Here is a 10623-nt window from a genome sequence, read left to right as displayed (position 1 = left end):
ATTTGAGCGCTCTGCTCGATCAGCCCGCGCCTTGCGTCCGATCACAGGGCTCATGTCGGGCCCTATTGTAGTCGCGGCAGATATCGGCATGTCGCAGGGAGCCTTGTACTACAAAGTAAGGTCTACCGCTGGATTTGGAGAGCTTACGGCAGCCGAGAAAATGTTCGTTCAATTGCCGGGACCCCGACAATCATGGCGCGTCTGTCAGGTGAGGAGAGGTCCGGTCGCTCTGCAGGAAATAGAGCTGAGGAAATGAAGGCAGACGATACCTGCACCCTCAAAAGTCTTCGAGCTTTGGCCGGAGTCGCCACACCTGCAGTGATGCGAGCTCAGCCCAAGGAATTTGACGATCTCCCGCTCAACGTCAATGCAGACCGTAGCAACTTCTACTCACTGTCGAATGAGCGCGTTGCCAAGCCATTGCGCAAACGCACCGGCTTCGGACAATGACTGACGGCGTCAACGAAAAGATCGGTACCCGCCTGCGTTACATCAGACAGCGCAGCCGGCTTTCACAGCGCGCGTTGGCAAAGAGGGCCGGTGTAGTCAACTCGACCATATCTTTGATTGAATCCGGACAGACCAATCCATCGGTGGGAGCTCTAAAGCGCATCTTGGACGCCATTCCGATCAGTTTGGCGGAATTCTTTGCGCTGGCAGACGAAGGTAGGGAGCAGATCTTCTTTAAGCACAAGGAGCTCACGGAGATCGGCAAAGGAGGCATTTCCTACCTTCAGATTGGGAACAATATGGGTGGCCGTTCAATCCAGATTCTCAAGGAGACCTACACGCCGGGATCCGATACGGGAAAAGTAAAGCTTGTCCATGCCGGTGAAGAAGGCGGAGTCATCATTAGTGGTCGCCTGGAGGTCACCGTCGGCGATGAACGGCGTGTACTAGGCCCGGGCGATGCATATTGTTTTTCCAGTTGTCGGCCGCATCGGTTTAGGTGCATTGGCGGAGAGCCATGCGAAGTAGTGAGCGCGTGTGCGCCGCCATCATTCTGATCGCGGCGCAAATTGCTTCCCAGTGAAAGACATAGCTAATGCGTTGGGGGGCGTGTGAGATTGCGGACGGAATCCCGCAATGTCGGGTGAGGGCGCGCCATCCCCGGTCGCGCTGCCAGCGGCCTGCAGCATCGCTGGCCGAAAACGGGTGTGGAGGTGGCCGCTCCGACCGCCGGCGTACTCACCATGCTCGGGTCGAAACAACCAATCGGCAACCAGTCGTTCGGCCACTGCTCGGATGGGAGATAGGTTGTGATCGCCCCTCTCATCGCTCATTTTTACTAAGGGTTGAAATCTCGTCGAACAAACCAGCTTTCCAATATCCCTCTTGTTCGAGCGCTGAGATGATCCTCTTCGATTCATGCGCCAAGGGCGTACTGGGACTCGACAAACAACAGCATTGTCTTCCTCAACAAGTCGGTGAATCTCCTGCAAGGTCGAATCGAGTAACTCACCGCAGTATTGGCCGGCCATAAGGGCGGCGTCGTCAAGCGCGGCCTGGATGGATGGCACCAGCATCTGATAGCGCTGAAGGTTCATTGCGAAGGAAAGATCCAGCGGCCGATAGTTTAGCTGCGTCACGTGCCGAGCGATGCGCGTAAACCTCATGCTGACAACATGACTTAGATTGGTGAACATGGCTTCGAATTTGCCATTGGCGAAATCATCGTAAACGTCCGACCACGGCACAACAACAGGGTGCGCACCGAGCATCTCCAAGTATCGGGTGAAGACCTCATTCTCAGTTGACCGTACCGCAAGCCCTCGCAAATCTTCGGGCGAATAGATCGGCCGCTTTGATAGAATGACGAGCGTAGGCCCTCGCCGCCAGTTCCAGTGCGGCCCCATCAATTCGACAGACTGCGTTCGCAATACTTGACGCAGTTCGCGTTCGAATAGATCGCTCGACTGGAACCTTTGATAGTGCTCTTCGTCCTCGAAGCAGAACGGAATCGAGATAACCCGAGCCAGGTCGGCGTATGATCCGAAGAAACCCAGACTCTCCACGAAAATATCGATAAGCCCGTTCACCAACCCCTCGACTTGGCCGGTGGCTGTCCCGAGCTGAGAGGCCGACAAAACCGCAATCGAGAGATCGCCTTCCGTCTTCGCTTTTACAAGCTCGGCAAACCGCTCGATGGCAGCGCCCTCGGTATCCCGACGCGGGACCAGCGTGCCCAAGCACCGCGGGATCTGGTTGTCAGTCTGCAAGAAGTACGCAACGGGTCTTTTTAGCTCACTCCCGAGTTTTATGAGTGAGGTGACCGTAGGCGACGCTTTTCCGTTTTCGAGTTTCGATAATTGCGCGACTGACAGGCCAGCGCACCCCGCAACGTCATCAAGGCTCATGTTGAGCGCCTTGCGAGCCTCCTTGATGCGTCTACCAACGACTCGATGAAGGTCGCTGTCCGGCTTTTTCCGAGCCGGGAGGTTCGATTTTGAGAACTTCACCACGCGGACTCCTGCCCATGATTGATCGGGCCGATGCGCTGCCAATCGATCTCGCCGATTGAGAAACAGCAAAGATGCCCTTTTGCGAGCTTAGGATGATACGTCAGGAAAAAATATGTGTCACGCGCCATCGTTAAATTTTCTTGACAGGAAAATTTTGTCGTCGTTAGATGGCGAGCAATTTTCGGGTAGTCTGCGCGGCAGCCGAACGGGACTCCATCCGAGGCAGGCGGTCTCGGGCGGCAGTGGTGAGGGATCCATGCAGCAAGAAACAACCGTCGTGGTCGGCGCGGGCATCATTGGCCTATGCATTGGGTTGTTACTTGTACGCGCCGGACGAAAGGTTGCGATCCTCGAAATGTCGCATCCTGGCTCTGGTGCCTCATTCGGCAACAGCGGCTTGATCAGTGTTGACACCGCGCTACCCATGGCGGTGCCGGGCATGCTCCGACACGTCCCGGGCTGGCTTGCCGATCCGATGGGCCCGGTGGCTATTAAGCCATCCTATGTGGCGACAGTCGCGCCGTGGCTTCAGAAATGGGTACGTGCTGGTAGCATGGATCGCGTGTTGGCTTCGGCCGATGCGCTTCGTGCGCTCCACAAGGACGCATTCGACGGATATCGCGAGCTACTCGGGCGGAACCTGTTCGCAGACCTCATTAGAACGTCAGGGGTTGTTCAGCTCTGGGAGACGGAACACGAAAGCCGTTCTGATGCGGTCGCGCGACAACTTCGTGAGAAGCACGGCGTCCGGAGCGAGTTGCTGTCAAGCGAGACGCTTCGCCAAATGTTTCCGGGCATCAGCTCGGCCGTAAAACGGGGAATTTTGCTGCCGCGCAACGGCTATACCGTTAGCCCAGCGCGACTAACAAAGACGCTTTCAGAAATATTTATTCAGGCCGGCGGGGATATCAGATGCGAGCGGGTCCTGAAACTCGTTCCTCGCGAGGGGGGCGGTTTTAACCTCATCACAAATGTCGGCTATCACCAAGCGCACTCGGTCGTTCTCGCGGCGGGAGCTTGGACTAAGTCGCTCCTGGATCCTTTGAGTATTCGACTGCCGCTCGAGCCCGAACGCGGTTATCACCTCCTGCTTGGCGACTGTTCGCTCGAGCTTCAGATGCCGATCATGCATCGCGAGCGAGGATTTGGTTTTACGCAAATGGAAGACGGCATGTGTCTTTGCGGAACGGTCGAGTTTGCCGGTATCCATGCTCCACCGTGCGAAGAACGGGCGCTCATCCTTCGTCGACACGGGGAAAAAATCTTCCCCGGCTTGAAGGGAACGAACAAGAGAATTTGGATGGGCTTGCGGCCGTCGCTGCCTGACAGCGTTCCGGCCATTGGCCGAGTGGCCGCTCGCCGCGATCTTTATCTCGCTGCGGGCCATGGCCACTACGGGATGGTCGGCGCACCTGCAACTGCGCGATTGATCGGCGATACTCTCATGGGGCGAACACCCACAATCGATCCAAAACCGTACTCCCTCGAAAGATTTAAGCAGGGCTGACTGTGATGACGCGTCCGATATCGCTCCCTTTCCGCAGCTGGCCCGTACCTGCGCTTCTTTCAGCGTCCCGACGCCATCCGGCGCTCGGCGCTGCCTTCCTGGTCGGGCCGGCGATCGCCTGGATCATGCTCTTCGCCGTTATTCCGCTCTTGTTGATCGCGGCATACAGCTTCATGCGTTCCGGCGGGAGCGGCGCAATCGTGCCGATCTTTACGATCGAGAATTATTCCCGTATTCTGACCTCGTCGCTCTATCGGCGAATCCTGTTCGAGTCGCTCGCAATCGGAGTCGAATCCACAGCGATAACCCTCCTGCTTGGATATCCCGTCGGCTACTACCTTGGCCGGATGAAAAGCAGCGTTGCGCCATTTCTCCTATTGCTGATCGTTCTGCCTTTTTGGACGTCTTATCTGGTCAGGATTTTCTCTTGGCTTCTCATCTTGATGGATAATGGCGTTATCAATTGGGTGCTCTCGTCGATTAACGCCACTTCGAGCCCGCTACATCTATTGTACAGCCATCTCGGAGTGGTGATCGGAATCGTCTATTCGGCACTACCTTTTGCAATTCTGCCGATCTATGCCGTTGTCAAAGGCATCGAGCAGGACTTGGTAGATGCAGCTCACGTGCTGGGTGCTGATGAAGGTGCGGCATTTAGAGAAGTCATATTTCCGTTGAGCCTTCCAGGTCTGGCGGCGGCTGCGATCCTCACCTTCATCTATGCAGTCGGATCGTTCTTGGCGCCCGCCATCTTGGGCGGCACAGGTGCGGTGATGATCTCAAACGTGATCATCAACACGTTCCTCGTCCTGTTCAATTGGCCGTTCGCCTGTGCGCTCACTGTCGCCCTGCTCTTGATCATGCTCATCGTTCTTGCCGCGGCGGGCAGGCTCGTGTCTCTGGAGAATATCTATGGCCTTCGCAGCCGCGTCTAATCCACTCGCCCAATTCAAAGTGTGGCGCGTTGAGCTCGGTCGACGAATGGTGCGGCTCGTCGTGATCTTCGCCTACTTCTTCCTGTACGCCCCAATTGTTCTTCTTTTTATAACCTCATTCGACCCCGGCGAGGTGATGCGCTTTCCAAACACGGGTTACGATTTAACATGGTATCGTTTTTTTCTCAGTGACTATCCGACGATCATCGCGCTGGGAAATTCATTGGTATTGGCCGTCGCGTCCTCGCTGCTTGCGGCCATCCTCGGTACGTTGTGTGCATTGGGCTTTGTGCGCAGCGACTTCCTCGGCAAGAAATTTCTCAATCTGCTCATCTTTGTACCGCTCATTGTCCCGCCCGTTGTCACCGGAATTGCCCTGGTTCTACTGCTTTACGGGTTGGGAATTCCAAAGGGGCTCGGCTATCTGGTCATCGGTCATACGCTGCTCGGGCTGCCTTACGTCGTGGTCGTAGTCTCTGCGCAGCTGTATCGGTTTCCGCGAAACCTCGAGGAAGCGTCCTTGAGTCTCGGTGCTAACGAAGTCGAGACATTCTTTGAAGTGACATTGCCGCTGCTCAAACCGGGAATCCTAGCCGGTATCGTATTCGCATTCATGACATCGTTGCAGGAATACCCGGCGACTCAGACCTGGGCTGTCCCCAGCTTCTATACGCTTCCGATCGTTATGTACGACAAGATCCGCGATCAGCTCTCGCCTGAGGTCAATGTGATCGGTGTTCTCATGATCTTGATCGCCATCCCGCTGCCTCTGATTGCCGAATATCTGCGGGCGAAGCCATGACGGTCGGCAAAACTCAAAACAAGAATGGAGATCTTAATATGAATGACGCGGAGCGGCTTTTCAAACCGGCCGAATACGCGCGGCGCGTAACCTTGGTGCGCGACGCAATGAGGTCGCGCGGCATCGATCTCATGTTGGTTCACACCCCGGAGAATCTATTCTACCTCAGCGGTTACGACACGTCGGGTTATTTCGCATATCAGTTCTTGGCTCTTCCGATCAAAGGCGAGCCGGAAATCCTGACCCGGCGCGGTGAGGCGGAGAATGCGCGTCGATCGACCGTAGAGAAGCGGTCCGTGTACTTTGATCTCGACGACGTGGTCGCGAAAACGGTCGAGATCGTACGGCGCTTCCCAGATGTCCGCCGAATCGGAATCGAAAAGAACAGTTGGTTCCTGACAGTCGAAGTCTACGAACGCCTTCGTCGGGAACTGGAGCCGGCCCAGTTGGTCGACGTTTCGAATATTGTCGACACAGTACGACTTGTTAAGTCCGCCCCCGAGATTGATCTTACAAGGGAGGCTGCCAACATCGCCACGCAGATCATGGCCAAGGGAATCGACTCGGCACGCGTGGGTGCAACAGAGAATTCGATTGCCGCTGCGATTTCAGCCACAGGCATCGCTCTTGGTTCCGACTACACGGGTATACCGCACTTGATCAAAAGTGGAGAGCGCAACCCGATCGGACACGCTCAATGGAGCCGACGGCGTCTCGATAGCGGCGACGTGCTCTTCATGGAGCTGTCGGGATGCGTGTCTCGGTATTCCGCGGCAACGATGCGAACTTGTCAGATCAGGCCTGAAGATAAGCAGGTGCGCAAAGCGTCGGAAACGGTCATCACTGCTCTCGATCAGCTCATTGCGGCGATCAAGCCGGGGGCAACCACCGGCGATCTTTATAACGTTGCCGTATCTGAGATCGTCAAAGCTGGGTTTGGTCCTACGCCGCGCCGAATGGGGTACTCTTTGGGAATTGGGTACCCGCCCCGCTGGGGGGAATGGCACGTGCTGGACCTCCAGCCGAACGGCCAGGCCGAACTCAAGAGCGGTATGATTCTTCATCTCATTCCAGGTGTCGTGCTGAATCCGCGGGCAACCATCGGATTCAGTGAAACCGTGCTGGTAACGGACGCCGGCAACGAGGTCCTTACCGGATACGATCGTGAATTCAAGGTTGTCAGCTAGAAGGAGCAGGTGAATGAACCGAACATCATTTGGATGGACGGGAGCACTCCTCGTCCTCATCGCGATCCTCTGCGGGGGCGTCGTTTCCGTCAGCACGGCGGCGGCGCAGGAAAAGGCGCTTCGAATCGATCGTATCCCCGACAAGCGGGGTGAGCTGTTCTACAACATCGTCGTCAAGCCTTGGGCCGAGAAAAATGGGGTCAAGATAACTCTTGGTACCTTTAATTCCGACGAGCAAATGCTTGCCAACGTCAGGTCAGCGCCGGGCAGCTACGACCTCGCCTACATGGGAGGCACCAGCATTTTTCGTGGAAGCAAACTTAATCTACTTGAGACGATCCGCACGGAGAACGTGCCAAACTACACGAAGTTCGTCGACCCCAAATACCAGCGTCAGAAAACCGATCCCGGCCCGGGCGTGCATCAATTGGCGGACGCCCCCGGAACGTTCCTCATCGTCTATGCTAAGGACAAATTCCCGACATCGCCACCGGAGACGTACGAGCTGTTCCATGATCCGAAATACAAGGGCAAGTTTGCGCTCCGGGATTACGCTGTCTACGAAGTATTGATGAACTTGGCATATCTTGGCCACGACCTCGAAACACTTTCTTCATTGACGAAGGATGAAGAAGAGCGGCTTTTCAAGACTATGAAGAACCAACGAAATCTGGTGCGAACCTACTGGAAGAGCGCCGCCGAGAATCGAACACTACTGGCAAATCGCGAGATCATCGCATCTGACTATTGGATCAGCCCGACGCTCGATCAAAAGTCCAGCCTTAATCTGGGCTGGTACATCCCAAAGGAGGGTTCTCCCATGTGGATGCAAAGTTGGGTTATCGCGAAGGGATCCAAGCATCGCGACCTGGCCGAGCAACTGCTCAACCATTACTACGACCCGGCAGTGTTCATGGCGTACAAGCGCGCCTTGGGATCGGATGTGGTCATCCTCAGAGACGACGCATATGACCACTCTGCGTTCGAAAAGGAATTCCCCGATCTGGCACAAATTGGCGCTGCCTTACGCGCGAGGGGAAAAGATCTTAATCCAAGTTTGATCGAGGCAAACGAGACCAAATGGATCGAGCGCTTTGAGGAGATAAAGCTCGGCAATTGATTGCGAACGACGGGCCCACCGGGACCAACAAACATCTTCATTCGCACTGAAGGTGTGAGCTGGTCCCGGTAGAGGGCCCCGGAAGAGCATCAATGCCTATTGACTGGGACAACGGGAGTGCACCGGGATGCCGACGCCTGATCTGGAGCTTATTGACGTCAGAAAATCGTTTGGCGGAGTGCAAGCCGTCGACAACGTATCGCTCAGCGTTCAAAGAGGCGAATTCGTTAGCCTGCTAGGCCCGAGCGGCTGCGGAAAGACCACTCTCATGAGAATGGTGGCGGGGCTGCTCAAGCCTACAAGCGGCGACATTCTGATCCGGGGCGAACGGGTCAATGACCACGCACCCTACCAGCGCGACATCAGTTTGATGTTTCAAAACTATGCACTGTTTCCACACAAAACCAGTTTTGAAAATGTCGCCTTCGGCCTCAAGTACCGCGGAGTTGGTCTCGCCGAAAGGCAGCGGCGTGTTCGCGAAGCCCTGAAATTGATGAGACTGCCCGACATCCAGGATCGCTACCCTCACCAGCTCAGCGGCGGGCAACAACAGCGGGTAGCGCTTGCGCGCTCTCTCGTCGTTAATCCGGCGGTCTTGCTTCTCGATGAGCCTCTGTCCAATCTCGACAAGCAGCTTCGAGTTGGGATGCAAGTCGAGCTGAAGCAAATTCAGGAGGCGTCAGGGGTGACCTTCATCTTCGTGACGCACGATCAGGGCGAGGCTTTGGCCATGTCGGACCGGATCGTGGTCATGAACGCCGGAAAAGTTCTGCAGCTTGGCAGCCCGCGCGAGGTCTACAACGAGCCCCTATCGCGCTTTGTAGCCGATTTTTTGGGCCAATCGAATTTCTTCGAAGGTCACATTGAGCGGACCGAAGGCTCACAACTTGAGTTCAAGACAGACAGAGGGTTGTCCTTCGTTGGAATACCGCACTCCGAGACAGTCTCGCCGAATGGCAGAATGACGCTGCAAATTCGCGCCGAGCGTGTCAAGCTGTCATCAAGCCAGCCGAGACCGGCTGCAAATTCATTCAAGGCCACACTCGAACGCTCAATTTATGAGGGCACCTATTTGATCCATCAGCTACGGCTTGAGGATGGATGCGTACTAACATCAACAGAACCAGCCGGCCGACATCTCCCATCTAAAGCGGGAAGCCAAGTCTGGGTCGCCATAGACCCGGAGGATTGCCGGCTTCTCGTCGACTGAATGAAATGTGGCTTTCCAGCCCAGCCGTCACTGCGATCAAAGATCGTGCGTCGTAGACTATACTAGGGAGGAGGTTTGAAAATGACAGGCCCACTAAGCGGAATCACGTCGTATGCCTGGACCAGGCAGCACTGTATTGACCGCAGCGCAGCAATGGAACTCGACAAAATCGATGTTCGTCTTCTTGATCTCGTGCAACACAACAATCGCCAGAGCAGTGAAGAACTCGGCGCGAAGGTCGGCTTGTCTGCATCTGGAGTTCAGCGTCGACTGAAACGTCTGCGATCGGAAGGCGTCATCGAAGCGGACGTTTCTATCATTTCTCCAAACGCGATCGGACGTACCGTGACCGTGTCGGTACTCATTTCGTTTGAGCGCGCTCGGGCCGACATCGTTGATCGCTTCAAGCGTGCAATCTGCAAGATGCCTGAGGTGATGTGCGGATTCTATATTACCGGCCAGGCCGACTTCCTCCTGCTAGTTACATCAACGAATATGGAAGAGTACGAGCAATTCACTCGGCGCCTTGTACACGAAAATCCAGACATAAAGCGCTTTGAAAGTATAGTCGTTTTGGATCGAGTCAAAGCCGGCTTCACTTTACCAATGGCTTCTATCGCGTGTTGGTGACGAATCTTGATGTGACACTTGGCGGCCTCGTCTCGTTCCAGGCCTTCGTCCGGGCCTGTGCGAGCGTTGGACGACAAGCTCGCACAGCGCTCAGGAACTGGCGCGGTTGCAATTTGACCCGGATGAGACCGCGTCTCGACAATCATCTGCCTCGGCGTGATCCCTCCAAAGGATCGTTGACCAATTGCTCCTCAACATCAATTGCCTCGAGCAGCAATACCTTTGGAATCCCCTTGAGACGAACTAAATTAGGCATGCGCGGATTCCGCGGCCAGTTCATTGGTGACCTGCGAGGCAGCCTTTCGACCAATCCCTACGATTCATCAGCCTCTGCCATGGTCACCGCGAGCGGCGCCGCGAAGCCGATGAAGTCACCGTGCGACCGCACGCGAGCAATCAGGCCACGCTTGCGAGCCGCATCCGACAAGTCCAACACCCGAACCTAGCCCGCGATCGGCGAAAAGCCGCCACTGAACGCCTCAGTTCACGTGTTCTGGAAGTACTCTTCGAGGCGCGCGTGTTCCCGGGTAGGTCCTCGCGCTCCAGAATGTCCAGAGCAGCAATTGCCGCAGGCCGGTAGCGACGGGAGCTGGCGCGGAGCCCTCGACATAGCGCAGCGCCAGATCCGGTCCCGGATCTGCGTCGAAAGGCTGCGGGCCGGAGGCGCAATTTTGTTCGGGAAGACAACTACCCCCGAATTTGCGTTGCTCGGCCGAACATTTAGCCACTTAAAGCCGAGCACACGAAATCCATGGGATTTACGCTTAACG

11 protein-coding genes are annotated in these 10623 nt (G+C 55.8%); 10 read left to right on the top strand and 1 reads right to left on the bottom strand.

Annotation, left to right across the window (positions count from 1 at the left end; all coding sequences use genetic code 11):
• The first annotated feature begins 252 nt into the window (after nucleotides 1-252).
• A complete protein-coding gene (locus tag KIP88_RS44515) occupies nucleotides 253-450 on the top strand; it encodes a hypothetical protein (RefSeq protein WP_214494375.1) in 198 nt (65 codons plus the stop codon).
• Nucleotides 447-1007 carry a cupin domain-containing protein gene (locus KIP88_RS44510; RefSeq protein ID WP_214494373.1) on the top strand — a complete coding sequence of 187 codons (561 nt, stop codon included), beginning with the start codon at nucleotides 447-449 and terminating at the stop codon, nucleotides 1005-1007. Before KIP88_RS44515 ends, KIP88_RS44510 begins: the two co-directional genes overlap by 4 nt.
• On the opposite strand, the gene dctP is transcribed toward KIP88_RS44510, so the two are convergent.
• Nucleotides 999-2459, bottom strand: coding sequence for a TRAP transporter substrate-binding protein DctP (gene dctP / locus KIP88_RS44505; RefSeq protein WP_214494371.1), 1461 nt, complete (start codon nucleotides 2457-2459; stop codon nucleotides 999-1001). The genes KIP88_RS44510 and dctP overlap by 9 nt on opposite strands.
• Nucleotides 2460-2718: 259 nt before the next feature.
• Between dctP and KIP88_RS44500 the strand changes: the two genes are divergently transcribed.
• The 8 genes from KIP88_RS44500 to KIP88_RS48890 all read left to right on the top strand — a co-directional run.
• Entirely contained in the window at nucleotides 2719-3969 is a 1251-nt protein-coding gene (locus tag KIP88_RS44500; protein WP_214494369.1) for an FAD-binding oxidoreductase, read from the top strand.
• Between the two features lie 5 nt (nucleotides 3970-3974).
• Nucleotides 3975-4904 carry an ABC transporter permease gene (locus KIP88_RS44495; protein ID WP_214494367.1) on the top strand — a complete coding sequence of 310 codons (930 nt, stop codon included), beginning with the start codon at nucleotides 3975-3977 and terminating at the stop codon, nucleotides 4902-4904.
• Entirely contained in the window at nucleotides 4882-5706 is an 825-nt protein-coding gene (locus KIP88_RS44490; protein ID WP_214494366.1) for an ABC transporter permease, read from the top strand. The genes KIP88_RS44495 and KIP88_RS44490 overlap by 23 nt, the downstream gene beginning before the upstream one ends.
• Nucleotides 5703-6893, top strand: a complete 1191-nt coding sequence (locus KIP88_RS44485) for a Xaa-Pro peptidase family protein (RefSeq protein ID WP_214494364.1) — start codon at nucleotides 5703-5705, stop codon at nucleotides 6891-6893. The genes KIP88_RS44490 and KIP88_RS44485 overlap by 4 nt, the downstream gene beginning before the upstream one ends.
• Nucleotides 6894-6906: 13 nt before the next feature.
• A complete protein-coding gene (locus tag KIP88_RS44480; protein WP_214494362.1) occupies nucleotides 6907-8013 on the top strand; it encodes a PotD/PotF family extracellular solute-binding protein in 1107 nt (368 codons plus the stop codon).
• A gap of 127 nt (nucleotides 8014-8140) precedes the next feature.
• A complete protein-coding gene (locus tag KIP88_RS44475) occupies nucleotides 8141-9223 on the top strand; it encodes an ABC transporter ATP-binding protein (RefSeq protein WP_214494360.1) in 1083 nt (360 codons plus the stop codon).
• Nucleotides 9224-9376: 153 nt separating this feature from the next.
• On the top strand, nucleotides 9377-9853 hold the full coding sequence (locus KIP88_RS44470; protein ID WP_214494377.1) for an Lrp/AsnC family transcriptional regulator: 477 nt from the start codon (nucleotides 9377-9379) through the stop codon (nucleotides 9851-9853).
• 488 nt (nucleotides 9854-10341) lie between these two features.
• A partial coding sequence (locus KIP88_RS48890; RefSeq protein ID WP_374226607.1) for an amidase family protein occupies nucleotides 10342-10623 on the top strand: 282 nt, incomplete at its 3' end.

Origin of the sequence: Bradyrhizobium sp. SRL28, assembly GCF_018596315.1 — a bacterium.
GTDB lineage: Bacteria > Pseudomonadota > Alphaproteobacteria > Rhizobiales > Xanthobacteraceae > Bradyrhizobium.
The sequence above is the reverse complement of the archived record's forward strand: the minus strand, read 5'-3'. Positions and strand labels throughout refer to the sequence as shown.

Excerpts from the sequence above, each read along its gene's own strand:
- KIP88_RS44515 (WP_214494375.1), top strand. The coding sequence starts at position 253 with ATGAAGGCAGACGATACCTGCACCCTCAAAAGTCTTCGAGCTTTGGCC.
- KIP88_RS44510 (WP_214494373.1), top strand. The coding sequence starts at position 447 with ATGACTGACGGCGTCAACGAAAAGATCGGTACCCGCCTGCGTTACATC.
- KIP88_RS44500 (WP_214494369.1), top strand. The coding sequence starts at position 2,719 with ATGCAGCAAGAAACAACCGTCGTGGTCGGCGCGGGCATCATTGGCCTA.
- KIP88_RS44495 (WP_214494367.1), top strand. The coding sequence starts at position 3,975 with ATGACGCGTCCGATATCGCTCCCTTTCCGCAGCTGGCCCGTACCTGCG.
- KIP88_RS44490 (WP_214494366.1), top strand. The coding sequence starts at position 4,882 with ATGGCCTTCGCAGCCGCGTCTAATCCACTCGCCCAATTCAAAGTGTGG.
- KIP88_RS44485 (WP_214494364.1), top strand. The coding sequence starts at position 5,703 with ATGACGGTCGGCAAAACTCAAAACAAGAATGGAGATCTTAATATGAAT.
- KIP88_RS44480 (WP_214494362.1), top strand. The coding sequence starts at position 6,907 with ATGAACCGAACATCATTTGGATGGACGGGAGCACTCCTCGTCCTCATC.
- KIP88_RS44475 (WP_214494360.1), top strand. The coding sequence starts at position 8,141 with ATGCCGACGCCTGATCTGGAGCTTATTGACGTCAGAAAATCGTTTGGC.
- KIP88_RS44470 (WP_214494377.1), top strand. The coding sequence starts at position 9,377 with ATGGAACTCGACAAAATCGATGTTCGTCTTCTTGATCTCGTGCAACAC.